This is a genomic window from Acinetobacter sp. UBA991 (assembly GCF_002292065.1).
GTDB classification, from domain to species: Bacteria; Pseudomonadota; Gammaproteobacteria; order Pseudomonadales; family Moraxellaceae; genus Acinetobacter; species Acinetobacter higginsii.
On record NZ_DBBF01000027.1, the window covers coordinates 263,471 to 287,389 of the forward strand.

Genomic DNA, 23,919 nt, shown 5'->3' on the forward strand with positions numbered 1-23,919 from the left:
AGGTATTAAAAAACGCCACCTAAGTGACGTTTCATTATGCTTGTAAGGTTGCCATCTTCTGCCAATACTGTGCTTTCAAGGAATCACGTTCTACTCGGAAGCCTTGATAATACAACTCTGCTAAAAATAATGCCGCTTTACCGTGACCTGCTTTAGCTACTTCTTCAAGCTCTTTCACTGCATCTTGGAAGTTTTTTTGCGATTGAATTGTATTTACCGCATTTGCATATACATGCTCTAGTTCATGGTGTGTAAATTGTTGAATCATATATAACTCCTTATTTTAATTATGATTACCGCAAATTCTATTCAAAGTTACTCTACTTTGAATTTAAACTACTTTAACTTAGATTTGTTAAATTATTATGACAAAATTGATTGAATTGTCAAATATATTCGGTGTCATTACGTAAATAAAATCTTACACGATTAAACATTTGTCGCAAATAATTTTAAGTAAAATCAAAGTGAGAATAATAGAAAAGGAGAATAACATGTCCAATGTCATTGATGGCGTAACTGTGGATGTTCCACCATTAGAAAGTCAAATTATTGCGTTAGCTCATCATCATCGTCAATTACTTGATGAAGCCATTTTCCATCAAGAAATTCACTTGGGTGATTACTGCTTAGCACAACGTAAACGCGTGTATGACTTTGCCAGTCATTTAAGTCCTGAACAAAAAGATCAGTTTTATCGGATCTATGATGGAGAGTTGAAAAATATTGCCGATGATGATGACTTACATCCTGCAGATGCTGAAAGTGGTGTAGGGATGTTTGCCATTTTTATTACCTTAGTCATCATTGCATTTATTTTGTACTTTTCCTTCGTTCGTACATTAGTCAGTTAATCATTGCTAAAGTAGTGTGCGTTCAATAAGTTGTGGAATTGTGACTTATTGAACGTTGTGCTTGTCCTTAGCGAATCAGAGACTTACACTACCTCTAATTCGAGGTAGATTATGTTGTCTATAATTTTTAAACATAAGGTTATGCAATCCAAATTAGGATTTAAGTTGGACCAATTTTACAATGTTTTGGTCGGTATTATTATTTTGTCTATTTTTATACTTGCGTATAACGCATTGCAACGTCCAATTAACACAGCGCAGTACCAAAAAGTTGTTCAGTATGCACAACAGGCCAGCCATCCAAGAACACAGCATTTGGCCGAAGATACTTTGGAGCAGGCTAAAATTCGACGTGTAGATTATCTAAAGCTTTTAAATGCTTACCAATTTGAATCTAATCGTATTAAACAATATCCCGCAATGGCAAAAGAAGATGAGTGAGTTTTAAACGACTCATTTCTATTGATAAATGAATGGCTTGTCACGGTCGGGAAAACGAAATCAATTTATGCTAGACTGACCGTCTTTTTTAAAGCTGCTTTATTCTCAAGGAATCGACATGCAACAGCAATCGAATATGCAAAATAAATTCTTGATAGATGCTGACATTGGTGATGATGATGTCACATTACCGAATTTACCTGCTGTCGATGTTCCCATTATTGATGAGCCAGTTGTAAAAACTACAGTTGAGACGCCAGCACCTGTAACAATTGCAGCAACAGCACCTGTTGTTGAAGAAGAAACCCAAGCTACGGGATTCTTTGGCCGCATGAAAGATGGTTTGACTAAAACACGTCGTAGTTTCACCGATGGTATGGTCAATATCCTGATTGGTGGCAAAGAGATTGATGACGAGTTATTAGAAGAAGTTGAAGAACAAATGTTGGTTGCCGATATTGGTGTAGATGCAACCAAAACCATTATTGCCAATTTGACTGAAAGAACAGCTCGTGGTGATTTGATCTATTCCCATGCGTTGTACAAAGCACTGCAAGAAGAATTAGTCGCTTTACTCGCACCGCGTGTTAAACCACTGCATATCGATCCTAACAAATCGCCTTATGTGATTCTCATGGTCGGTGTAAATGGCGTGGGTAAAACTACAACCATTGGTAAATTGGCGAAGCGTTTACAAGGCGAAGGCAAGAAAGTCATGCTTGCTGCAGGTGATACGTTCCGTGCGGCAGCGACTGAACAACTGCAAATTTGGGGTGAGCGTAATGACATCCCTGTGGTTGCTCAAGGTCACGGTGCAGACAGTGCTTCGGTTATTTTTGATGCTTTTGAAAGTGCGCGTGCTAAAGGCATTGATGTCTTGATCGCGGATACTGCAGGGCGTTTGCAGAATAAAGCCAACTTGATGGAAGAGCTGAAAAAAGTGAAGCGTGTGATGCAAAAGATTGATGCAACTGCGCCACATGAAATTATGCTCATCGTTGATGCTGGTACGGGGCAAAATGCAATTAACCAAGTTCAGCTGTTTGATGAAGCGGTTGGCTTAACTGGGATTACCATTACCAAGCTTGATGGTACAGCAAAAGGCGGCGTGTTATTTAATATTGCAAGTCGTACCCATGTGCCGATTCGTTATATCGGTGTGGGTGAGAAGATTGATGATTTACGTCCTTTCTCAGCTAAATCATTCGTTGCTGCATTATTTGAAACCGATAAGTAATTAAATTGTGTTAAAAAAGACTCCACGACATGTGGAGTTTTTTATTTCGAATAAAAAATAAGACTTTTTCAAAAATAAAACGATCTGTCATGTTTTTTAGACTATTCCTAAAAAATGCGTCGTTATACACTACATTCAATCCAAGATAACGCCCCAAAGGGCACAAAGGTAGGAATAACAACATGAGCAACTTCTTAAATAGCATTAAATCACGCCGTACCATTTATGCGATTGGTAAAAACCTTACAGTTGACCAAACTAAAATTGAAGAGACCATCCGTGAAGCGGTAAAACACAGCCCATCATCATTCAACTCGCAAACCTCACGTGTTGTGACTTTGTATGGCAACTCTCATGTTAAATTCTGGGAAATCGTACGTGAAACTTTGCGTAAAATGGTACCAGCAGAAGCATTTGCAAATACAAGTGCAAAAATTGATAGCTTTGCTGCTGGTTTTGGTACAGCGTTATTCTATGAAGATCAAGATGTTGTAAAAGGCTTACAAGAGCAATTCGCATTATATGCTGATAACTTCCCAGTATGGTCAGAACATTCAAGTGCAATCGCTCAGTTCGCAACATGGACTGCTTTATCTGAAATTGGTGTGGGTGCATCATTACAGCACTACAATCCAATTGTTGATGCAGAAGTTGCAGAAACTTTTGATATTCCAGCAAACTGGAAATTACGTGCTCAGCTTGTATTCGGTTCAATCGAAGCAGCGGCAGGCGAGAAAACATATATGGATGATTCTGCACGTTTCAAAACTTTTAACTAAGTTAAAACGGGTAGCGAAAAAGAGCACTGTGTATAGTGCTCTTTTTTTATTTCTACGAATGGAGTTTCAAGTAGTACTGACGAAATGGGCAGCATTGTACATACTTTGCGAGAACTGGTAATCCAAAATGCTGAGTTAGAGGGTAATAGAAAAAGAATGATTGTAGATCATTTAGTTTAAAAGATTGATTTAAATGGAAAATTTATAGGGCAAAGTATTGGGTTTAGATGTTATCAAAGATTTGCACAAAGAGGTGTTGAGAATAAATAATATGATTGCTAGAGTTGTTTCAAAGATTACTTTTAAAAAAGCACTTTAAAGTGCTTTTTTGTTGTCTTGTTATTTTCATAATAGTTTGCTTTTATGGTTGTTCAGATTAATAGGAATTCATCATGAAAGAAGCAATAGAACAATATCGCCAAGAACGAGCAACATTAGAAAATGAGATTTCAGATTTCCTTGAGAAGAAATTTGCAGAATTCAAAGACAAGACTGGTGCGGAAGTCATTCACCTTGAGGTAGAGTTTGATTCAACTGATGATGAAGAAGCGGAATTCTTTATTTCGAGTGTGTTTATTGGAACTGATCTTTAATTGAATCAAGAAATAGAAAGCCTCCTTCGGGAGGTTTTTTATGGGAAATTTATTTCACTTATGAAGTAAAAAATTATAAGAATTACATCATCATGGATCTTTAGTAAAAGGGTTATGATTTTTTATAGTAATCATAAGTTTTTGTTTTTAATATTTAATTTGAAATAATAGTGAGTAAATAATAAAATATACACTTGTCTTTATTTATTTTGTGTTGAGTTTTTTTGGTGAAAAAATTAGTAATTCTTCTTATAAGTACGGTAATTTGTGGTTCGGTGTATAGTGCAGATGATATCTTCAGCAAAGATAAATCACTTTTAATTCTAAATAATGATGAGTCTCATAAAGAGGTTAAAAGTAGTGAACAGTTTGATTTCTTTGAGTCGATGAAGCAACAAGAACAAGATCGTGTCAATCAACGTAATTATGAATTAGAGCAAGCGCACGTAGCACAACAGCATACATCTAATATGAGTCCTCATGATAGGTCCCAATATTATCTGGAACATAGACATTTCGATGCTTTGAATGCACAAGGACATGAGCAACAGTTCAACTCAATTTTGAAGGCGAAGAATAGAGGTTTAATTTCTGAAAAAGATTATCAGCAAAGAATTGCAAAACATAATCCGGTGCCATTGGATCAGAGAAATAATCAACTTAAATTCTCAATCCCAATTGGGGAATAAGTTAGTTAACGGCAAAGCTCATCAAAAGATGGGCTTTTTGCTTTTCTGTGGTATAAATTATCACCAACTATAAGGGTGATATATGACAGGCAATTCAGCTAAATGGCTTTGTGTTGGTGGTGTTTTAAGTGGTGAGTGGAGAGAACAGCAGTTAGATACATTCGATGTTGATCCCAATGATTTAGATACTCATAGTTATATACCAATGAAACTTATTAATCCTATAACCAAAGAAGAGCAGCATTTCTTTGTATATACAGAATTACAAGAGCAAGCATATGACAGGGCGATAAATTTTGCCTTTTGGAAAAACCAATAAAAAGAGAAAGCCTCCTTCGGGAGGTTTTCTTTTATGCCCTGCAACTGATGGGGCTTTTTATTGGCAAAACTATTGCTGTAAACATTCAGTAATCATTGTTCTGTAATTGTCAGATTCTTTGAAATACGCTTGTTGGCTCAAATTTTATTTATTAAATTCTACAAGTCGTACTGTTTTGAGCTGATTACAGTACGATGGGTTTAGTTGAGACTGACATGACTGAAATTGAACCCCTTTTGCCCATCAGATTAATTTTTTGATGGGATTTTTTTGTTTAACCAGATAAATATTTGGAAGAAAACTTTCTGTAAATCTATTCTTTTAGAAAGAATCTAAGGATTTACTAAGGTGCTTGGAAGGTCTAAAAACCTATTTAACGTGAAATTTTGAGGCTCAATGATGCAATCTGTTTTCTTTGCAAACTTAAATGATAGCAAGTTTACTTTCATCAACGTTGAATCAATGACTGAAGAAATATTTTGGTGCAGTACAAAATTTTGTTTTAATTCAGAGAAAGAAATATATATCTATCGACGGAAGGATCTAACATCAGATGAATATGATGAACTAATTCGCCAGGCACACAAAAGATTTGATTAAGCTATCTGTAGAAGATCCAGTAAAACAATAGTTTGGCTTTATGACAACTAACAGTTTTGTCAGAATTTTGCAGGCACAAGAAAAATTTGTTATTTTTATTTTACAAAACAAAATGTTAGATAAAGTCATTTTCTTTTGCCATATATATGATGTATATATCTTAAATAAGCCGAATTGTTGCAATAGACAGTTTTGGTTTTTGTCATAAAATGGTCATAATCGCGGAGCATAGTGCTTACGATTTCATAAATTGTTTATACTGAGAAGAGTCTAATGTCTTTAAGAGTTGGTGTTGCTGCTTTCGGTTTATTATTAAGTAGTTCAGTTTTTTCTGCAGTCACTATTACTGCCCCTGAAGAAATCGTGATTCTTGCTGTAAATGGTCAAGAAGTAAATAGTGGATTAATTCCATCAAAGAAGAATAACTATCAAGTAGATCCAGGCAATTTAACTGTTAATGTTCGCTATCGTGAATATTTTGAGCATTTAAATGGTGAACATGACATCGTTAAATCAGGCGTTGTGACCATTCAAGCACCAGATTTACAAGACAATCAGTCTTATAGTCTAGGTTTGGTCAATGCACCTAAAAACTTCGATGCCGCAAAGAAGTATGCAGATCAACCTACTGTTGCTTTGTATGATCAAAATAAAAAATTGGTGGTACAGCAAACAGGTGCAAATAATGAAGCACAGCCATGGTTTACTGGCAGTAATTTATTAAGCCGTACTTTGGATTTAACCCAAAAGAATAAGAATAATGCTGCGAATCAACCTGCACCTGTTTATGCAGGAACCACAGCACAAGTAGTTGCAACTGCGCCTGTAGCGGTAACAACAGCAGCGGCAGCCGGTACAGCAAAAACCACAGATCAACAATTGGCAGAATTGTGGCAGAAAGCATCTAAAGCTGAGCGCCAAAAATTTATGGCTTGGTTAGCTGGTCAAACAAACTAATCTAAAATTTAATAACAAAGCCGATGTTTTCATCGGCTTTGTTTTGTGTGGAATAAAATAAAAATGTCTTTAAAGATTAGAACAGCAAAGAATAGTGATTTGGAACAATTGGTTAAGCTGATTAATATCGCTTATAGAGAACAATCAGAACGTAGTTGGACAACTGAAAAAGCGTATGTACAAGGCGATCGCATTTGTAAAGTTCAATTAGAACAAATATTGCAGCAACTAAATTTCGAATTATTGGTGGGTGAACTAGGTAATGATGAGATTATTGCCTGCATTGGATTAAGCTTGAATGCTGATTGTATAGAGATAGGTACTTTTGCGATTGATCCAAGCATACAGAATCAAGGCTATGGGCGTGAATTACTCAATTATGCGGAGTTATATATTGCACAAAATTATCCAAAGATTCGTGATTTAGTCATGCATGTTCTGGATGTTCGTATTGAACTGTTGGCGTATTATCAGCGCCGTGGTTACCAAATAACGGGACGGAAAAGCGAATATCCAATTGAGGCTGATGTAGGGCAACCCATTGTACCTATTCAACTGATTGAAATGAAAAAATCTCTTTAATGCATAAAAAAGCCATGATGAATTGGAACAATCATGGCGTTAAGAACAGGAGGTTATGCTTGGTTTTCAGTAAGCGATGGTACTTGGTCAACTTTTTTGCGTAGACCAAATTGAACCAACTGGTGTAGCTTGAGCACGCTCTCTGGCTTGTTGATAAAAACGTATAAATATTAAAGCAAATACCAAAGCAACGATATCAATCCAAATCAAATGAGCTGTTGAATACCAAAGTCCTTGAATTGGAAACACATAGGCAAGTAGAGAAGTCGCAGGAATCAGTAATAAAACAAGCGCAATGGCGAAGAACAGTTGAGCTAAAGCCGTTGCTGCACCAATAATAAAACTGTATGAAATACAAGCAACAAATGCTAAATAGTAGCTATACATAAATACATAGTTATGACTTTGTAATTGCAATGGTATGATATGGGTCCATCAACCAATCAACATACTGGTAAATATCGCTAACATACAACCTAAGCAAGCACCTATGGTCAGATTGGCAATAAACATGACATCTTTACGCTGTTGTGGTGCTGGTAGGTTCATTCTTCTGTTTACGCAGGCGTGTTTCAATCCACAGAATATTGCCTGAATAGAACAAAAACGAATGGTTCTGAAATCGAAGCCAGTGGTGAAATCCTATAGGTGCTCATAAAAAAAGGCTTTCAAATTTGGCAGCCTTTTATATAAAAATAGCAGTAGATAAAAATATTAAGTTAGATTTTATTTTACATTATGGGACTTTTTTGCATTAATTTTGGCTGGAAAAAGTCTTGTTTTTTGATTTTTTTAATGACTTAAGCATTTGTTAATACAGGTATTTATGCTGATTTTGTTAATCACTCTGAAATTAAACAGACTTGATACAGTGCTCATGTTTGAGATGGTTTTATCCCTTTGCTTTATTTAAGATGATCATGAAAATTTAAAATATTGATTCAATTGATGGAATATTTTGCATGATTTTAAATAATGAGAAAATAGATTGAGGGTGGTATGTTTTGGATTGTATTGTTTGTTGTTTTAATTGTGATTTATCTGCTATTCAAAGCATATAATAGTTTGCAAGCGAAAGCAGAGTTTATTAAATCAAGTCTTTCAAATATTTCTGTATCTTTGCAAAAGAAAGTGAATCTGATTAATCAGTTAATTGATGTGGTAAAGAACTATCAAGATGGGGAGCAACTCTTGCATCTGACTATTTCTAAAGATGCAACCAAGGCAAACGAGATTGTTTCTGGGCAGCGTGAATCTCAGGTGGCTTTGATGGGAATTCAGGGTCTAGTTCAGCGTTACCCAGATCTTAAAGCAAACGAACAATATCAAAGTTTAATGCAAAGTATCAAAGCTGTTGAAGATGAGATTGGTCATCAACGCGAAACGTTTAACCATTACGTTCGAGAATACAATACCAAACGAGGTTCTATCCCAACTGTTTTTATTGCGAATGCACTCAAATTTTCTGAAGCACCCTATTTGGATTTTTCAGTTGAAAATACGGAACAACACATTCTAAAAGATTTTCATACCGATAGTGCTGAGCATTTAACAGCACTTTTGGGTTCAGCAAAAACCAGTTTAGTTGATGGTTCAAAAGCACTTGCCAATAAAGCATTAGATACAAGTAAACGCATTTTGGAGAGTGAGCAAGTTCAGAACTTAAAAGAAAGTGCAGTGTCAAAGTATCAGCAAATAACAGATACACCGAAGCAGGTAGAGCAAAATACTGAAGAGTTTTCTGATGCAACAGCTATTGATCACACTGAACAGGCTCAAATTGATCAGTCTGAAAATGTTGAGCAAGCTCAAACATCGAGTAAGGCAGAATGAGTCAGTTTAAGCTTGATCAAATTTTTTAGCTTTGAGTGTCTCGTAAATAAAAAAAGCTGCCAGATTAACGGGCAGCTTTTTTTATGGTCGGTGTAAGGGGTTAATTTCCAATCCAAATAAAATAGCCCAACACCATTAATGGCCAAGCGATATAAGGACTAAATAACCATTTCCATAACCAGAACCTTGGTATAAACCCAACCCCATGCACGAAGCCACCAGAAATCCCAATCATCACCAACATCAGCAAGCTATGATTGTAATGTCCGTTGGCATCCAACATCAGCGATGGATGGACCAGTAAAATAGCAGCAAGCGGCAATGCCAACAAAAACGAAATGGTCATTGCAAGTACTTGCGCTTTACTATTCTTCGGTGTTGTCATTGCTTCAGCCATTCTATTATTCCTCATCTAAATCTTGATGATGTTCGATATACAGTGCACTGAGTACACCTGCGAAACATGCCATCAAGACGCCTAGAATCCATGCAAAATACCACATGTCATATCTCCTAATTAATACAAACTATGTGAATTTTCTTCGATATGTTTGTTGGTGATGACACCCCACATTTTGTAATATGACCAAGAGGTATAGATCAAAATGAGAGGAACGAAGATACATGCAGCAACGGTCATTACCCCAAGGGTTTTATGACTAGAAACAGCATCCCACATGGTCAAGCTTGAAGTTGGATCAATGCTTGATGGTAATAAGAATGGGAACAAGGCAAAACCAGCAGTGAGAATTGCACCAACTATCATCAGGCTTGTACCAGTAAAACTCACAGCCGCTTTATGTTTCGCTGCACTGACAATGACCAATAGCGCACCGAGGATCGCAGCGATAGGTGCAGCCATGGTGATCGGATACGTTGTATAATTGTTTAACCAACCATGATTGGCATTGGTCACCACATCTTTCGCAAGCGGATTCAGCGCAGCGTTGGTATTGACCGCAGTTGCATAGCTATAACCTGAGATATTGCCAAACAATAACCATGCACCCGCAGCCAAGAAGCACACAAGGAACACGATTGCCATGATTTGTGTTGCTTTGGCAGAACGGTTATGCAAATTGCCATCGGTACGTAGCATCAACCAAGCACCGCCATGCGCACATAGCATTGATAGGCTGACAATACCGCAAATCAGTGCAAACGGATTCAATAGTGCAAAGAAGCTACCAGTATATTGCGAACGTAACGTGTCATCTAAGCTAAAGGGTACGCCGAGGAACAAGTTACCGAATGCTACGCCAAACACCAGCGCTGGAACAGCACCACCGATACATAAGCCCCAGTCCCAAGAGGTACGCCATTGGGTATTCTCTAATTTAGAGCGATAGTCGAAACCGACGGGTCGCAGGAACAGGGCAAATAGCACCAGTAATAAGGCCCAATACATGCCAGAGAAGGCAACTGCATAGACCATTGGCCAAGCAGCAAACAGTGCACCACCTGCTGTAATAAACCAGACTTGGTTACCATCCCAGTGTGGTGCGATGGTATTGATTGCAGCACGGCGTTCAGAGTCAGTTTTACCTACAAATGGCATCAGTGCCATTGAGCCCATATCGAAACCATCGGTAAGTGCAAAGCCAATCAGTAGTACACCAACGAGCACCCACCAGATAATTTTTAGGAGTTCATATTCGATCATGATTGAGCCTCCCCAGTTTTTGCTTCTAGTTTTTCAAAATGATATTTACCAGTATGCAAAGAACTTGGACCTAAACGAGCAAATTTGATCATTAAGTACATTTCAATAATGAGTAGTACGGTATAGAACGCTGCAAGCGCAATAATCGAGCCCCACACATCACCAGCGCTGACGCTTGATGCAGAGAGGTGTGTTGGTAAGATTTCACCAATCGACCATGGCTGACGACCACCTTCAGCTACATACCAACCTGTTTGAGCTGCAATCCATGGGAGAGGGAGAGCAAACAAAGCAAATTTGAGTAACCAAGGTTTATCTTCGGCATTACGTTTTGCCACAGCCCACGTCGCGAACAGGAATAACAACAGCATGAGGAAGCCAGAAGCAACCATGGCACGGAAAGAGAAGAACAGTGCCGCGACGTTTGGAATAGTATCTTTAGTTGCAGCTTGGATGTGTTCTTCAGTCGCATCAACCACATTTGGAGAATATTTTTTCAAGAGTAGGCCATAACCTAAGTCTTTTTGATTTTTCTCAAATGAAGCCAATAAGTCAGGAGAACGGTCACCTGCACGCAGTTTTTCTAACTCGCTATAGGCCACCATACCGTTACGGATACGTACTTCATGTTCTTTCATCAAGTCACGTAAACCCGTTACTTCTTTATCGGTAGAACGTGTTGCAATAATCCCCATCACATAAGGAATTTTAATTGCATAGTCGGTACGCATTTCCTGCTGATTTGGGAGACCAAATAAGGTGAATGCAGCAGGTGCAGGCTCGGTATGCCATTCTGCTTCGATTGCAGCAAGTTTGGTTTTTTGAACATCACCGAGTTCATAACCAGATTCATCACCGAGTAGAATTACAGATAATGTTGAGGCTAAACCGAAGATTGCAGCGATGGCGAATGAGCGGCGTGCAAAAGGTAAATCACGTTTCTTTAATAAGTAATAGCTTGAGATGGCGAGTACAAAGATTGCACCAGTGACATAACCCGCAGAAACCGTATGTACAAATTTGACTTGCGCCACAGGGTTAAAGATCAGCGCACCAAAGTCCACCAGTTCCATACGCATGGTTTCGTAGTTAAATGCAGCACCGACTGGGTTTTGCATCCAACCATTGGCGATGAGAATCCACAAGGCAGACATATTCGAGCCAATCGCCACCAACCAAGTTACACCTAAGTGCTGTACTTTAGATAGACGATCCCAGCCAAAGAAGAATAAACCAATAAAGGTGGATTCTAGGAAGAAAGCCATTAAGCCTTCGATTGCAAGCGGTGCCCCGAAAATATCGCCTACATAGTGAGAATAATAAGCCCAGTTGGTACCGAACTGGAATTCCATAGTCAGACCAGTGGTTACCCCTAAGGCAAAGTTAATCCCGAAGAGTTTCCCCCAGAATTTGGTCATATCTTTATAAATTTCTTTGCCTGAAATCACATAGGTGGTTTCCATGATGGCAAGAATAAAAGCTAGACCTAAAGTTAGAGGGACGAAAAGAAAGTGATACATTGCGGTCATTGCAAATTGGAACCGCGAAAGATCGACCACGCTTTCAGAAATCATCAACGTGTCTCCTGAGTTTTGGACATGTCGCCAGCAATACGCTCGGCAACTTCATTGTTAAAATCTTTTGGAATCGTTGGCGCATCAAACCAGATGTGTTTAATCACCAAGAGAAGTACAACTTTAATAATAAGAATAATCGTGATTTCTCTGATGAGTCGCCGATTTGGATCTTGAGAACTCGTGTTCATAGAACCTAGCCTCATATTTAAAGAAGATGTAAAACATTATTAAATAAAATTCATTGAAAATAAACCTTTAGTATTTTTAAATAATTTAAAATTAAATATTTGTTTTAAATCATATGGATATTCTATTTTTGTTAAAATATTTAAAATAATTATTTTAACCAACTAAAATAATCTGGATTAATTTTTAAATCTGATTGAAACGGTTGTATTTATATTTTTAAATCTGATTAAAAAGATAAGGTTTATACTGAATTAAATAAATATTAAACCAACTAAAATAGTATGAATATAAAATTAATAATATATACAGTGACTTATCGTTTTAATTACATAATTAAATAATTCTTACAATGAAGTCTCTACAAAACCTAGTGTATAGGTAGAGATTATTCTAAAAAATGTGATAGGTATCACTGTTGTGTTTTTTGTGCCAGTGAGATCATGAAAACAACAAGAAGGGAAGAGCTAAATTCAAAACTTTTGCAGGATATATTTGTAATAAAATGTAAAAATTACTGTTTTTCTCTACTCAATCGCAATTTTGAGACAAAAATCAGTCTGGTGCGAATAAGTTATTTGAGAGAGATATTTTTTTCGCCAGATAGTGTGAGTTTGATTTTTGGCTAATTAACAACACTTGGGACTGTAATTCCAATTCACCGTACTCAGGTTCAACTTGTACATAATAGAGTTGTCCGAACTCATCACGCACACGTGCCTGAGCTGAGAAACCAGGGCGCGCATTTCCAGTTGAGATTGTGGCTAACCGACCAACCAAATTGGTATGGGTATGAGTGACTTTGGGTTTGATCACCTGATCTAGGCAGTGAATCATAAATACGGTAAAGAAAATATCGATGATCAGTGCTGGAACAAATAAATAGTAAGGTGAAATGAAGTAGTGCTGCAAAGCAAAGAACGACAGTTCCAGAAAATAGCCTGCAAAACTAAAATTAATCAGTAAAAAAACAAAGATCAGGTATTTAGAAAATTTCGCGTCGAGTAGAGGTGAATTCAGTAACCAATCTGGGGTGAGCTTTTGAACCAATTGACTTGGTCTTAAGCCAATGACAATCCCGATGGTTTCTGCAATGCTGAGCACAATTAAAGCCACGACACTCATATGAAATGGCATCAGATAGTAATTGAGGAAAAACTCAGTCATCGCAGAATTCATGATCTAGGGCTTAATCAATATAGATACCACCATCTGAGTGGACTTCCAAATTTACTTTCTCAAGGAATTCACCTAGACATGGGCCTGAAATACATTCACCTGTTTCGACTGAAAATAGTGCGCCATGAGTAGAACATTGAATATATTCTTTATCTTGGTCCAAGAACTGATTTTCTAAATACTCAAGTTCAGTTTGCAAGTGTGGGCAAACATTTTGATAGGCATAGAAGCTGCCATCTTTTTGAGTAATAAAAATCGTGGTCCCTTTCATGGTGTCGTATGCACGAGACTCACGTTCAGGGACTTCTTCAGTCATGCAAATCTTTTCCATGTTATGCACATTCCTGTTGAGCTTTTTGGAATTGTTCAAAGAGTTTAGCGTAATTGTCCACGCTTAAACGTGGTCCATATTGAGCAACCACTTCACTTGAGATCAAAATAGCAAGTTGTGCTGCAGCTTCCAAGCTTAAACCAGCATTGATTGCATATAAAAATGCACCAGAGAATGCATCGCCAGCACCATTGGTATCTACGGCTTCAACTGTACGACCATTGACATGGAAATGGTGTACTTGATCAACAATCACAGCACCTTTAGCGCCTTGTGTAATCACAATATGTTGATTTTTTAATTTTAGGCTTTCAATTGCCGCATCAAGATTGTCTGTTTCGGTAAACATGAGCGCTTCTTGCTCATTACAGAATAACAGATCTACACCATCATCTAAGAGTTCGACCAAACCTTGACGTGCATATTGCACCATTGCAGGATCGGAGAGTGATAATGCAATTTTAACGCCGTGTGCTTTAGCCAGTTCACGTGCCTGCTTAACTGCAACACGTGCGGTATCGCTGGTTGATAAGTAACCTTCAATATACAGCCATTTTGCGGTTTTAAGCGGTTCAAGGTCGATTTGCTCGTCGGATAATTCAGCGGTAATCCCAAGATAGGTTTGCATGGTACGTTCTGAATCTGGGCTGATCAGCACCATACAAGTACCTGTAACGCCTTCACTGATTGATTGTGTTGTGGTTTTGATGCCTGCTTCGTTTAAGCCATCGAGATAAATGCGACCGAGTTCATCATTCCCTACACGGCAACCATAAAATGCAGTACCACCTAAGGCACTAAAAGCAACGGTTGTATTCGCAGCTGAACCACCACTGGCTTGGCCCTTGTAGCTTTGAGTATCTTGTAATTTTTGATATAAATTTGCCTGTGTTTCACCATCGGCCAAATGCATTGTACCTTTTGGCAATCCTTGTTGCGTTAGAAACTCATTTGAAACCTTAAATTCTTGGTCAATGAGTGCATTACCAATTGCAAAAAGATCAACAGTTGCCATGTTTGTCATCACAGTAAAAATCAAAAAGCAAAGTTTACACGAATGCTACGGATTACAGTAGTTTGTTGAAGAAAATTCAGCAAAGCATAGGGTCATCGTGAAATAAATAAAGGGAAGAAAATGAGGCCAGACCACTTTAGGATTGAAAGAAGCCTGGAATTGCCTGCACAAATCGATGTTTTGATCCAATATTCAGAACGTCAGGGCTTTCGCTTCTTAAATAGATTAAAACAAGAATTTCAATCAGGTACCAATTGTTTTGATCAGATCGGAGAAGCACTTTTTGTTGTGTATGATCAGCATGATCGTTTGATTGCCGTAGCTGGACTGAATCAAGACCCTTTTGCCGAATCGCAGCGAGTTGGGCGTTTACGTCGTTTCTATATCCATCCAGATTATCGTGATAAAAAAATAGGTACTTATTTATTGATGCATATTGAACAATACGTAAAGACTTATTTTGAGCGACTTGAGCTATTCACAGATACCACACAGGCGGCTCACTTCTATCAAAGTCGGGGATATCAATCTATCGTGTCGGTACATTGCAATTTTTATAAGATTTTATGAAACGCTGTTTTGGATTAGCCGCTGCATTTTTCTACAAAAACATAGTAATTTACATGGATATCGATACGTATTCTTCGGTAGACTCTCTATAATCAATTGTAATGAATTTAATAGAGATAAATTGGAGATCACATGACTGTAGATGTTACTGAAAGCATTACTCAAACCACACATCCCGCGTTTCAGCTATTACGTCAACACCATGTAGAAGCACTCGATATTCAAGTTTCAGAATATAAGCACAAAGTGACTGGTGCAGTTCACTACCATTTAGCCACAACGCATGATGAAAATGTGTTCTTGGTGGCATTTAGAACGCAGCCGATGGATTCCAAAGGCGCTGCACATATTTTAGAACATACGGCACTCTGTGGTTCTGAAAAGTTCCCTGTACGTGATCCTTTCTTTTTGATGATCCGTCGTTCTTTGAATACATTTATGAATGCATTCACAGCAGCAGATTGGACGGCTTATCCTTTTGCAACACAGAACAAAAAAGACTTTCAAAACTTATTGTCTGTGTATTTAGATGCTGCCTTTGCCGCGAATTTAAATCCTTTGGATTTTGCGCAAGAAGGCATCCGTATTGAGCTGGAAAATGATCAAGCCGTTTATAAAGGTGTGGTATTTAATGAAATGAAAGGAGCGATGAGCTCTCCTTCAGATCAGCTATATCATCAGCTTGCACATCATTTATTCCCAGAAACGACCTATCACTACAATTCTGGTGGCGATCCTAAAGATATTCCAGACCTAAGCTATGAGCAGTTGGTGGATTTTTATAAAATTCACTATCACCCAAGTAATGCCGTGTTCATGACCTTTGGCAATCAAAGTGCGTATGACCTGCAAGAGCAATTTGAGAAATTAGCTCTACATAAGTTTTCTCAAGGGACAACTTTATATTCAAAACCAGAAAAGCGGTTAACTGCACCTGTAGAAGTAACTGAAAGCTATGCGGTCGATAGTGAAGATCTGAAAGACAAGACTTACCATGTCATGTCGTGGTTGCTACCTGAAACCAGTGATACTAAATTACGTCTAGGTATGCGTTTGGTTGAGGGAATTCTATTAGAAAATTCTGCTTCACCTTTACGCCATTACTTAGAAACTTGTGGTTATGCACAATCAACAGGTCCTTTAATGGGAGTTGATGACAGCAACTTTGAAATGACCTTCTATTGTGGAGTTCAAGGCTCTAATGCTGAACATGCAGAAACATTTAAAAATGGCATTCTCGATATTCTGAAAGAGGTTGCTTCTAAGCCAGTAGATACTGATTTTGTTGATGCCATTCTTCATCAAATTGAATTACATCAACGTGAAATCAATGGTGATGGAACACCGTATGGTCTCAGTCTGATTTTGAATGGGCTAGGTAGTGCGATTCATCATAGCGATCCAGTTCATGTCTGGGATGTAGACTCTGCGATTGAACAAGTGAAAGAAGAGTTAAAAGACCCGATGTGGTTATCAAACTTGATTCAAACCCACTTGTTGGATAATCCGCACCGTGTACAAATGACTTTAGTACCTGATGCAACGAAATCAGTGAAAGAGCAACAGGCTGAACAAGCACGTTTGGCTGAGATTACAGCTCATCTGACGGATGCGCAGAAAGTTGAAATCCAAGAAAAAACGGCTGCATTAAAGCAACGCCAAGACACACCAGATGATCTTGAATTGTTACCAAAAGTTGGTTTAGAAGATGTACCTGCTGAATTGCAAATTGTGCAAGGTCAACTACGTGAAATTATTTGCAATGGCTTAGATACGCCGTTGAATTTATATCATGCAGGAACCAATGGTATTTATTACCAACAAGTATTGATTCAGATTCCTGATGAAATCGTGCAATCTCCATACTTCAATTTACTCTCAATTCTAATGGGAGAAGTTGGTGCGGGTGAGTACGATTATTTGGAATTCCAGCAAATCCAAACCGCAGTAAGTGGTGGTTTAGGTATGGGGGCATCATTGCGCAGCAAGGTCGATGACAAAGACCGTATTAGTGCATGGCTCACGCTGACGACAAAATCACTGACGCAAAAACTAGATGCAATTCAATTATTAAAATTGGCATTTGAGCAACTCCGTTTTGATGAGAAAGACCGTATCATCGAGTTATTGCAGCAACGCAAAACTCGCTGGCAATCACGTTTATCTGGCTCTGGTCATAGTTATGCAATGCAAGCTGCCTCACGTCAAATGAGCGCACTTGCTCGCCGTGATTATCACAATACGGGTTTAGGCGCATTAAACTGGCTCAGTGACTTGGTTGCGAAAATTGATCAAGATGATAGCGCTTATCAAGCATTGATTACTGAATTACAGTCGATTCATCGTAAGTTGCTGCAAGCACCTAAACAATTCTTGTTGGTATGTGAAGAACATCAATCTGATCGTTTAGTTGAAGAAGTTCAAAACGTTTGGGATAAGTTGGTTGTTGATAAAACACCTGTCACTTTAACGCAAGTAGAACAGGTCAATACTTCAGATGATGAAGCATGGTTAATTCAAGCGAATGTTCAGTTCTGTTCATCTGCTTATCAAGCAGTTGATGTCGCACACCCTGATGCAGCACCTTTGATGGTATTGGCAGCTTATTTACGTAATGGTTTCTTGCATAGTGCCATTCGCGAAAAAGGCGGTGCATATGGTGGTGGTGCAAGTTATGATGGCAATGCGTGCTCATTCCGTTTCTATAGCTATCGTGATCCACGTCTAGCGGAAACGTTTAATGATTTTGAAGCCAGTGTGCAATGGTTACTTAATACCGAACAACAACCGCATCAACTCGAAGAAGCAATTCTAGGGTTAGTGGCTGGTATGGATAAACCAGGCTCACCAGCCGGGGAAGCAATTACCGCATGTTATGCCTTATTGCATGCACGTACGCCAAAATTCCGTAAAATCTTACGAGAACGTTTACTTAACGTGGGCTTGGAGGATTTGCAGCGTGTTGCGAAGCAATATCTATTGGCTCAAAAACCAGTGAAAGCGGTGGTTGCGCCATTTGCGAAACGTGAAGAATTGCAGAAACTTGGATTTAATATCCAGCAAGTTAATTAGTAAAATAAAAATCGGAGAAATCTATGGCGTTCAAATCTTTTGAACGTAGTCATTTGGAGCTGAGTATCCTTGCGATACTTGGCTCTTTAGCGACATCGTTGTCACATGCTGAAGCGACAGCACCGGCAAGTCCTGCAACCGTTGATGCCTGTGTGGCCTTGGCCGCAAATGCTGAGCGTCTGGCTTGTTATGACAGCCTTTTTAAAGCGCCGACCATTATTCCAACTCAAGTTCAGACCGATGCCGCACCTATGGTTGCAGCCGCTATGCCTGTGGCTGAATCGAGTGAACCAGCCAAACCAGAGTCGTTGAAAGATAAGGTGGTTCAAAAGGTCAGTGACTTGCATATATTAGGCGCTGCACCAAAATTTGATCCAAATGTTTCATTACTCGATCGCCGTTGGGAATTGTCAGAAGAAAGTAAATTGGGGGTATGGAATATTCGTGCTTATCAACCGGTTTATCTGTTACCAGTGTTCTGGACCAGTGATAAAAATGAATTTCCAAGCAGTCCGAACCCTGAAAATACCGTCAAAAATAAGCAAGAGTTGACCTCGAGCGAAGCAAAGTTCCAGCTTTCGTTTAAGACCAAAGCTTGGGAAAACATCTTTGGTAATAATGGTGATCTCTGGTTGGGTTATACGCAATCTTCACGTTGGCAAGTTTATAACTCAGAGGAATCAAGACCATTCCGTGAGACCAATTATGAGCCTGAAGCGAGTTTGATGTTTAGAACCAATTATGAAATTTTAGGTCTCAATGCTCGTTTGCTTGGTGTGACCTTGAACCATCAGTCTAATGGTCGTTCTGATCCTTTATCGCGTAGTTGGAATCGTGTCATTTTCAATCTTGGGTTTGAAAAAGATAATTTCGCCTTGATGGTTCGTCCTTGGTATCGGGTAGAGGAAGAAGCCAAAGATGATAATAACCCTGATATTAAGGATTATATCGGTCGTGGTGATTTAACCGCATTTTACCGTAAGGGTAATAATGATTTTTCTTTGATGTTACGCCATTCATTAAAAGGTGGTGATCGTTCACATGGTGCGGTTCAGTTTGACTGGGCTTTCCCAATTAAAGATAAATTACGCGGTCATTTTCAAATATTTGATGGCTATGGCGAGAGCTTGATTGATTATAACCACCGAGCGACCTATGTCGGCTTGGGTGTATCTTTAATGAACTGGTACTAAATGAGTTTAAATATTCCAGAGTCCTTATTACAGCTTGAAGCAAATTGTGGTGTCTTTGCACTCTGGTTAATCGTGAAGCAATATCATACCCATATTGATATTGCTGATCTGATTCGCTTGTCTGGTCATGACCGAGAAGATGGAACATTTACCATTGCTTTGGCTGTGGCACTGAAAAAATTAGGGTTTGACGTGTCATTCTATACGGCACCTGACCCTAATATTGATGAAAGGGAAAAGCAAAGTTATCTTGATGCGCAGCGTCTTCAGATTCCCATTCAGGCGGCTTTAACTTATTCAGAGATTCAGCGAGCTTTTGAACAAGGCCATTTCGTGATTGTGTTTTATGACACATTACAAGGTATGGGGAACCAATCCTTAATTTATTCAATTGATGAACACGACATTAGTTTTTGTGATCATTTTGACGTGATGTCTAAAACAGTGTTTGAACAACAACGTCAAAGTGATGAAATTTGTCGACAAGTGATTGTGATTGAACAGCCTTTAGATCATCATCCAATCTGAATATTGGCATTGGCATGTTTTAAGCGACTCTTCTTCGGCGTCGCGATTAAATAAGCCAGTGTTAACGGCCCTAATCGTCCCGTAAACATCAGCAAACTCAGCACAAACAAACTTCCATCATGCAACTGACCTGTTGCACCTCGTGACAGTCCTACAGTACATGCCGCAGAGACCACTTCAAACATCAGATCGAGCACATCTAATTTTGGCTCAAGCAGGAAAACAATAAAGCACCCCACAAAAACGAGCATGCCTGTAATGGCAGTCACTGCAAGTGCTTTATAAGTCGTTTCTTGTGAAACTGAATGGTTAAAAATCCGAATTTCTTCATTACGGCGTAGAAAGGAAATTACACAGAGCAATAAAATTACAAAAGTACCGACCTTAATACCACCAGCCGTACTAAGTGAACCACCACCAATAAACATCAATAACATGGTCAATAAAGCCGTACTATGTTCCATTGAACCTGTATCAATGGTGTTAAATCCTGAAGACCGTGGCACAGTTGCTTGAAACCATGCATTCATGGCTTGCTCACCTAAACTCATCGAACCTAGGGTAAGCGGATTATTTGACTCTAATAACCAAATTAAGATAAATGCAACAAGATTTAAAATTGCAATCGTACTGAGGATCAATTTGCTGTTCGGGGTCAACTTGCTCCAGCGTTTATTTTGTTTAACATCAATCAGAACCAAGAAGCCAATCCCGCCTAAGGTATATAACATACTGATGGTGAGACAAATCAGATAGTGGCTTTGAAAGTTAATCAGACTGTTATCAAACAGGGAAAAACCTGCATTATTAAAAGCTGAGACACTATAGAAAACAGCATAATAAAGGCCGCGATCAAAACCATACATTGGAGCAAACGAGGCTGTCAGAATAATGACGCCAATCAACTCAAAGAACAGGGTATACAGCACGACGCCTTTGGCAACAAAGGTGACTTTAGAAAGGCTGGTTTGACCTAAACTGTCTTGCGCCATCATTTGTTGTTTTAGCCCCAGTTTTGGAGCAAGACTTAAGGCTGCCAATATAGCGAAGGTCATAAAACCTAAACCACCCGATTGAATCAACAAAAGGATAATAAACTGCCCAAGATGATTGAATGAATCATTTAGGTTTACGACTGATAAACCTGTAATGGTCACAGCCGAAGTTGCTGTAAACAAGGCATCCATCCAACTGACATTGCCTTTATTTGCAATCGGCATTTTTAGTAATATCGTGCCAATAATAATAAAACTAAGAAACCCAATCGCGAGTAAAGACGGTGGGCTGAGGTTGAAAATTTTCTGGGAGTTTATTTTGAATGCCATATTATGCGAAACATCCTGAAAGTTTTCGGAGATGACTGAGTAAACCTTCTAGAATGAGGACATCACCTGTTTTTAAAGTGAAGTTGCCGTCTGTTTCATAGAGAATTTCTTGATCTCGTTTTAACAATAAAAGTTTGATATGCGGTTCTTGTTTTAAAATGCCAGATAAATTTACGTTGTTGAGCTTTTCATGCACAGGCACTTTGACAATATAATGATCATGATCAAGCGCCATATAACGGCTTACCATCGGGTAATTTAATGCCTGAGCAACCCGAACACCCATATCTTCTTCAGGATGGATAATCTTACTGACATTTAAATGAGAAAGAATGGTGTGATGTGCTTTGGTTTTAGCCTTGACCAGAATTTTCTCAACACCAAGATTCTTGAGATTCAAAACACAGAGAATACTGGCTTCAATATCTTCACCAATGGCAACAACGACAGCATCGCAATTTTGGATATTGAGTTCTTCTAAAACATGTTCGTCGGTGGCATCGGCAATCACGGCATGGGTAATACGATCAGCAAGACTTTCAACATTGCGTTTAATGGTATCAATGCCAATGACATCATGATTCAGTTTAGTCAGCTCTAATGCAACAGTTGCCCCGAAACTACCTAAACCAATGACTGCAAACTGTGCCATAACTGTCCTTAACTAAATGATAAAAATGTCTTTTTATTCATTTTAAGATGGAATAACTTTCCATTTGTAATGATTTTGTTTGCGCTACACATTTATAAGCAAAACATCGAATAAAAATAAAGCCGACATAATGTCGGCTTTATAGTATTAGAAAGCTTATTTAAGAAAACGACGATAGCCCGTATTATCTGTGATTTCGGCATAAGGATAAGTGATTTTCTCTAAAGTTTCGACTAACCCATCTGGATTTTGCTTCGCATCGGTTGCTTGTAGGCCAACCAGTACACGACCCTCCGCAGCGCCATGGTTACGGTAATGGAATAAGGTAATGTTGTGGGTTGGCCCTAAACGTTCTAAGAAGGTTAACAGAGCGCCTGGACGTTCTGGAAACTCAACACGGAATAAACGCTCATGTTCGATATTGGCATGACCACCAATCAAATAACGAATATGCAGTTTCGCAACCTCATCATCAGACAGGTCATCCACTTCATATTGTTGTTTCAACATCTCATGAATTTCATGACGCTCGGTTTCACCACCTTTGAGGCTGATTCCGACAAAGACTTGAGCGAGATTACTATCACTGGCACGGTAGTTAAACTCAGTGATGTTACGACCTTGTAGAGCACGGCAAAAATGCAGAAATGCACCTTTTTGCTCAGGAATTGTTACCGCGTAGATCGCTTCGCGACGTTCACCCAACTCAGTGCGTTCTGCAATATAGCGTAAACGGTCAAAGTTCATGTTAGCACCACAAACAATTGAGACCATATTTTTGCCAGTCAGTTGGTGCTCTGCGACATATTTTTTGATCCCAGCCAAGGCCATTGCACCAGAAGGTTCAACAATACTGCGATTCTCGTCATAAGTGTCTTTGATTGCAGCACAAATTTCATCTGTATCTACAGTGACTATATCTGGTTCTACGATTGGACCTGAATTATCTGATTTACGAAGACGAATAATGTCGAAAGGTAACTCACCGATTTGTGCAACAGCCGTACCATCAGCAAATAGACCAACATGAGGTAAGATCACACGTTCATTGGTTTCAAGTGCAGCTTTTAAGCACGCGGATTCTTCGTATTCAACACCAATGATTCTGACATGTGGTGCAACTTCACCTAAGTAGGCTGCAACCCCAGCGATTAAACCACCACCGCCGACAGCAACAAAAACGTATTCTACATCACGCCATTGACGCAATAACTCATTGGCAATGGTTCCTTGTCCCGCAATCACCAGTTCATCATCATAAGGTGGAATAAAAACCAAGCCTTCATCTTCAGCACGCTGTTTGGCATATTTATTTGCAACATCAAAACTGTCGCCATGTAACACAACTTGGCCACCTAAACGCTTAACTGCCTGAACCTTAATGTCAGGTGTAGTGCTTGGCATGACAATGATGGCATGAATCCCTAATTTTTTTCCTGATAGAGCGACACCCTGAGCATGATTACCTGCAGATGCACAAATAACACCACGATCAAGCTGATCTTTTGGTAATTGGCTAATTCGGTTGTAAGCACCGCGTAGCTTGAAAGAGAATACAGGCTGTAAATCTTCACGTTTAAATCGAATGTTATTATTAATTTTCTGACTAATTCGTGGAGCTGCTTCAAGCGGTGTTTCAATCGCAACATCATAAACCGTTGCTTGTAAAATTTGTCGTACCACACGAGACAGCATGTTCATCTTCCCTATAACAGTTTAAAATAGGCAATCATTGTAGCAAACC

At 38.8% G+C, this 23,919-nt stretch carries 26 protein-coding genes and 1 pseudogene; 14 read left to right on the forward strand and 13 right to left on the reverse strand.

Translation table 11 applies throughout. The features are described 5' to 3' along the window. Positions 1 to 34 precede the first annotated feature (34 nt). Complete coding sequence (locus B2727_RS12070; protein WP_004653777.1) at positions 35 to 268, reverse strand: hypothetical protein; 234 nt, start codon at positions 266 to 268, stop codon at positions 35 to 37. A 226-nt stretch (positions 269 to 494) separates the two neighbouring features. Between B2727_RS12070 and B2727_RS12075 the strand changes: the two genes are divergently transcribed. The 9 genes from B2727_RS12075 (at position 495) to B2727_RS12115 (ending at position 7,051) form a co-directional block, all read left to right on the forward strand. Continuing rightward, positions 495 to 854, forward strand: coding sequence for a hypothetical protein (locus tag B2727_RS12075; protein ID WP_004806721.1), 360 nt, complete (start codon positions 495 to 497; stop codon positions 852 to 854). A gap of 111 nt (positions 855 to 965) precedes the next feature. Next, positions 966 to 1,295 (forward strand): hypothetical protein, encoded by a 330-nt coding sequence (locus tag B2727_RS12080; RefSeq protein ID WP_004806727.1) that lies wholly within the window; start codon positions 966 to 968, stop codon positions 1,293 to 1,295. A gap of 118 nt (positions 1,296 to 1,413) precedes the next feature. Then, positions 1,414 to 2,532 carry a signal recognition particle-docking protein FtsY gene (gene ftsY, locus B2727_RS12085; protein ID WP_005212624.1) on the forward strand — a complete coding sequence of 373 codons (1,119 nt, stop codon included), beginning with the start codon at positions 1,414 to 1,416 and terminating at the stop codon, positions 2,530 to 2,532. Positions 2,533 to 2,714: 182 nt separating this feature from the next. Further along, complete coding sequence (locus B2727_RS12090; RefSeq protein WP_033132896.1) at positions 2,715 to 3,311, forward strand: nitroreductase family protein; 597 nt, start codon at positions 2,715 to 2,717, stop codon at positions 3,309 to 3,311. Between the two features lie 392 nt (positions 3,312 to 3,703). Further along, positions 3,704 to 3,904, forward strand: coding sequence for a hypothetical protein (locus tag B2727_RS12095; protein ID WP_004806733.1), 201 nt, complete (start codon positions 3,704 to 3,706; stop codon positions 3,902 to 3,904). Positions 3,905 to 4,131: 227 nt separating this feature from the next. Next, positions 4,132 to 4,593 carry a hypothetical protein gene (locus B2727_RS12100; RefSeq protein ID WP_033132895.1) on the forward strand — a complete coding sequence of 154 codons (462 nt, stop codon included), beginning with the start codon at positions 4,132 to 4,134 and terminating at the stop codon, positions 4,591 to 4,593. A gap of 82 nt (positions 4,594 to 4,675) precedes the next feature. Beyond that, the gene (locus tag B2727_RS12105; protein ID WP_033132894.1) at positions 4,676 to 4,912 is read left to right on the forward strand and encodes a hypothetical protein; all 237 of its coding nucleotides are present in this window, start codon (positions 4,676 to 4,678) and stop codon (positions 4,910 to 4,912) included. 873 nt (positions 4,913 to 5,785) lie between these two features. Next, complete coding sequence (locus B2727_RS12110) at positions 5,786 to 6,469, forward strand: DUF2057 family protein (protein ID WP_005204082.1); 684 nt, start codon at positions 5,786 to 5,788, stop codon at positions 6,467 to 6,469. A gap of 63 nt (positions 6,470 to 6,532) precedes the next feature. Then, positions 6,533 to 7,051: a GNAT family N-acetyltransferase gene (locus tag B2727_RS12115; protein ID WP_033132893.1), complete on the forward strand. Its 519-nt coding sequence runs from the start codon at positions 6,533 to 6,535 to the stop codon at positions 7,049 to 7,051. Positions 7,052 to 7,104: 53 nt separating this feature from the next. On the opposite strand, the pseudogene B2727_RS12120 reads toward B2727_RS12115, so the two are convergent. Continuing rightward, a pseudogene (locus tag B2727_RS12120) lies at positions 7,105 to 7,661 on the reverse strand (PepSY domain-containing protein); the annotation flags it as partial. A 389-nt stretch (positions 7,662 to 8,050) separates the two neighbouring features. Here B2727_RS12120 and B2727_RS12125 point away from each other — a divergent pair. After that, a complete protein-coding gene (locus B2727_RS12125; RefSeq protein ID WP_033132891.1) occupies positions 8,051 to 8,884 on the forward strand; it encodes a LemA family protein in 834 nt (277 codons plus the stop codon). Positions 8,885 to 8,984: 100 nt separating this feature from the next. Here the strand turns inward: B2727_RS12125 and B2727_RS12130 are convergent, their stop codons facing one another. The 8 genes from B2727_RS12130 to B2727_RS12165 all read right to left on the reverse strand — a co-directional run bounded on the left by B2727_RS12130 (position 8,985) and on the right by B2727_RS12165 (position 14,835). After that, the gene (locus B2727_RS12130) at positions 8,985 to 9,281 is read right to left on the reverse strand and encodes a cyd operon YbgE family protein (RefSeq protein ID WP_004806745.1); all 297 of its coding nucleotides are present in this window, start codon (positions 9,279 to 9,281) and stop codon (positions 8,985 to 8,987) included. Positions 9,282 to 9,285: 4 nt separating this feature from the next. Then, positions 9,286 to 9,387 (reverse strand): cytochrome bd-I oxidase subunit CydX, encoded by a 102-nt coding sequence (gene cydX / locus B2727_RS12135; protein ID WP_004653762.1) that lies wholly within the window; start codon positions 9,385 to 9,387, stop codon positions 9,286 to 9,288. A 14-nt stretch (positions 9,388 to 9,401) separates the two neighbouring features. Continuing rightward, positions 9,402 to 10,547 (reverse strand): cytochrome d ubiquinol oxidase subunit II, encoded by a 1,146-nt coding sequence (gene cydB, locus B2727_RS12140; RefSeq protein WP_005204073.1) that lies wholly within the window; start codon positions 10,545 to 10,547, stop codon positions 9,402 to 9,404. Beyond that, complete coding sequence (locus B2727_RS12145; RefSeq protein WP_004806748.1) at positions 10,544 to 12,121, reverse strand: cytochrome ubiquinol oxidase subunit I; 1,578 nt, start codon at positions 12,119 to 12,121, stop codon at positions 10,544 to 10,546. Before B2727_RS12145 ends, cydB begins: the two co-directional genes overlap by 4 nt. Next, positions 12,121 to 12,312 (reverse strand): cytochrome oxidase putative small subunit CydP, encoded by a 192-nt coding sequence (gene cydP / locus B2727_RS12150; RefSeq protein WP_004806751.1) that lies wholly within the window; start codon positions 12,310 to 12,312, stop codon positions 12,121 to 12,123. The genes B2727_RS12145 and cydP overlap by 1 nt, the downstream gene beginning before the upstream one ends. Positions 12,313 to 12,865: 553 nt before the next feature. Then, complete coding sequence (locus B2727_RS12155; RefSeq protein WP_162180560.1) at positions 12,866 to 13,477, reverse strand: OB-fold-containig protein; 612 nt, start codon at positions 13,475 to 13,477, stop codon at positions 12,866 to 12,868. A 22-nt stretch (positions 13,478 to 13,499) separates the two neighbouring features. Then, positions 13,500 to 13,805: a Rieske (2Fe-2S) protein gene (locus B2727_RS12160; protein ID WP_017402009.1), complete on the reverse strand. Its 306-nt coding sequence runs from the start codon at positions 13,803 to 13,805 to the stop codon at positions 13,500 to 13,502. Positions 13,806 to 13,821: 16 nt separating this feature from the next. Next, a complete protein-coding gene (locus B2727_RS12165) occupies positions 13,822 to 14,835 on the reverse strand; it encodes an adenosine kinase (protein ID WP_033132888.1) in 1,014 nt (337 codons plus the stop codon). Positions 14,836 to 14,955: 120 nt separating this feature from the next. On the opposite strand from B2727_RS12165, the gene B2727_RS12170 reads away from it, so the two are divergent. The 4 genes from B2727_RS12170 (at position 14,956) to B2727_RS12185 (ending at position 20,198) form a co-directional block, all read left to right on the forward strand. Next, positions 14,956 to 15,405, forward strand: coding sequence for a GNAT family N-acetyltransferase (locus tag B2727_RS12170; RefSeq protein WP_033132887.1), 450 nt, complete (start codon positions 14,956 to 14,958; stop codon positions 15,403 to 15,405). A 132-nt stretch (positions 15,406 to 15,537) separates the two neighbouring features. Next, positions 15,538 to 18,477, forward strand: coding sequence for an insulinase family protein (locus B2727_RS12175; protein WP_033132886.1), 2,940 nt, complete (start codon positions 15,538 to 15,540; stop codon positions 18,475 to 18,477). 23 nt (positions 18,478 to 18,500) lie between these two features. Next, positions 18,501 to 19,670 carry a phospholipase A gene (locus B2727_RS12180; RefSeq protein ID WP_033132885.1) on the forward strand — a complete coding sequence of 390 codons (1,170 nt, stop codon included), beginning with the start codon at positions 18,501 to 18,503 and terminating at the stop codon, positions 19,668 to 19,670. Beyond that, positions 19,671 to 20,198: a cysteine peptidase family C39 domain-containing protein gene (locus B2727_RS12185; protein ID WP_005204061.1), complete on the forward strand. Its 528-nt coding sequence runs from the start codon at positions 19,671 to 19,673 to the stop codon at positions 20,196 to 20,198. Here the strand turns inward: B2727_RS12185 and B2727_RS12190 are convergent. From B2727_RS12190 to ilvA, 3 genes are all read right to left on the reverse strand, one after another. Then, complete coding sequence (locus tag B2727_RS12190; protein ID WP_033132884.1) at positions 20,186 to 21,523, reverse strand: TrkH family potassium uptake protein; 1,338 nt, start codon at positions 21,521 to 21,523, stop codon at positions 20,186 to 20,188. The two genes, B2727_RS12185 and B2727_RS12190, sit on opposite strands and share 13 nt — an antisense overlap. A 1-nt stretch (position 21,524) precedes the next feature. Then, the gene (locus B2727_RS12195) at positions 21,525 to 22,175 is read right to left on the reverse strand and encodes a potassium channel family protein (protein WP_005204057.1); all 651 of its coding nucleotides are present in this window, start codon (positions 22,173 to 22,175) and stop codon (positions 21,525 to 21,527) included. A 156-nt stretch (positions 22,176 to 22,331) separates the two neighbouring features. Further along, entirely contained in the window at positions 22,332 to 23,876 is a 1,545-nt protein-coding gene (gene ilvA, locus B2727_RS12200; protein ID WP_171061068.1) for a threonine ammonia-lyase, biosynthetic, read from the reverse strand. Between the last annotated feature and the right edge of the window lie 43 nt (positions 23,877 to 23,919).

Bases quoted from the DNA above. Each gene is read 5' to 3' on its own strand.
- B2727_RS12070 (WP_004653777.1), bottom strand. From the start codon at position 268: ATGATTCAACAATTTACACACCATGAACTAGAGCATGTATATGCAAAT.
- B2727_RS12075 (WP_004806721.1), top strand. From the start codon at position 495: ATGTCCAATGTCATTGATGGCGTAACTGTGGATGTTCCACCATTAGAA.
- B2727_RS12080 (WP_004806727.1), top strand. From the start codon at position 966: ATGTTGTCTATAATTTTTAAACATAAGGTTATGCAATCCAAATTAGGA.
- ftsY (WP_005212624.1), top strand. From the start codon at position 1,414: ATGCAACAGCAATCGAATATGCAAAATAAATTCTTGATAGATGCTGAC.
- B2727_RS12090 (WP_033132896.1), top strand. From the start codon at position 2,715: ATGAGCAACTTCTTAAATAGCATTAAATCACGCCGTACCATTTATGCG.
- B2727_RS12095 (WP_004806733.1), top strand. From the start codon at position 3,704: ATGAAAGAAGCAATAGAACAATATCGCCAAGAACGAGCAACATTAGAA.
- B2727_RS12105 (WP_033132894.1), top strand. From the start codon at position 4,676: ATGACAGGCAATTCAGCTAAATGGCTTTGTGTTGGTGGTGTTTTAAGT.
- B2727_RS12110 (WP_005204082.1), top strand. From the start codon at position 5,786: ATGTCTTTAAGAGTTGGTGTTGCTGCTTTCGGTTTATTATTAAGTAGT.
- B2727_RS12115 (WP_033132893.1), top strand. From the start codon at position 6,533: ATGTCTTTAAAGATTAGAACAGCAAAGAATAGTGATTTGGAACAATTG.
- B2727_RS12125 (WP_033132891.1), top strand. From the start codon at position 8,051: ATGTTTTGGATTGTATTGTTTGTTGTTTTAATTGTGATTTATCTGCTA.
- B2727_RS12130 (WP_004806745.1), bottom strand. From the start codon at position 9,281: ATGGCTGAAGCAATGACAACACCGAAGAATAGTAAAGCGCAAGTACTT.
- cydX (WP_004653762.1), bottom strand. From the start codon at position 9,387: ATGTGGTATTTTGCATGGATTCTAGGCGTCTTGATGGCATGTTTCGCA.
- cydB (WP_005204073.1), bottom strand. From the start codon at position 10,547: ATGATCGAATATGAACTCCTAAAAATTATCTGGTGGGTGCTCGTTGGT.
- B2727_RS12145 (WP_004806748.1), bottom strand. From the start codon at position 12,121: ATGATTTCTGAAAGCGTGGTCGATCTTTCGCGGTTCCAATTTGCAATG.
- cydP (WP_004806751.1), bottom strand. From the start codon at position 12,312: ATGAACACGAGTTCTCAAGATCCAAATCGGCGACTCATCAGAGAAATC.
- B2727_RS12155 (WP_162180560.1), bottom strand. From the start codon at position 13,477: ATGACTGAGTTTTTCCTCAATTACTATCTGATGCCATTTCATATGAGT.
- B2727_RS12160 (WP_017402009.1), bottom strand. From the start codon at position 13,805: ATGACTGAAGAAGTCCCTGAACGTGAGTCTCGTGCATACGACACCATG.
- B2727_RS12165 (WP_033132888.1), bottom strand. From the start codon at position 14,835: ATGGCAACTGTTGATCTTTTTGCAATTGGTAATGCACTCATTGACCAA.
- B2727_RS12170 (WP_033132887.1), top strand. From the start codon at position 14,956: ATGAGGCCAGACCACTTTAGGATTGAAAGAAGCCTGGAATTGCCTGCA.
- B2727_RS12175 (WP_033132886.1), top strand. From the start codon at position 15,538: ATGACTGTAGATGTTACTGAAAGCATTACTCAAACCACACATCCCGCG.
- B2727_RS12180 (WP_033132885.1), top strand. From the start codon at position 18,501: ATGGCGTTCAAATCTTTTGAACGTAGTCATTTGGAGCTGAGTATCCTT.
- B2727_RS12185 (WP_005204061.1), top strand. From the start codon at position 19,671: ATGAGTTTAAATATTCCAGAGTCCTTATTACAGCTTGAAGCAAATTGT.
- B2727_RS12190 (WP_033132884.1), bottom strand. From the start codon at position 21,523: ATGGCATTCAAAATAAACTCCCAGAAAATTTTCAACCTCAGCCCACCG.
- B2727_RS12195 (WP_005204057.1), bottom strand. From the start codon at position 22,175: ATGGCACAGTTTGCAGTCATTGGTTTAGGTAGTTTCGGGGCAACTGTT.
- ilvA (WP_171061068.1), bottom strand. From the start codon at position 23,876: ATGAACATGCTGTCTCGTGTGGTACGACAAATTTTACAAGCAACGGTT.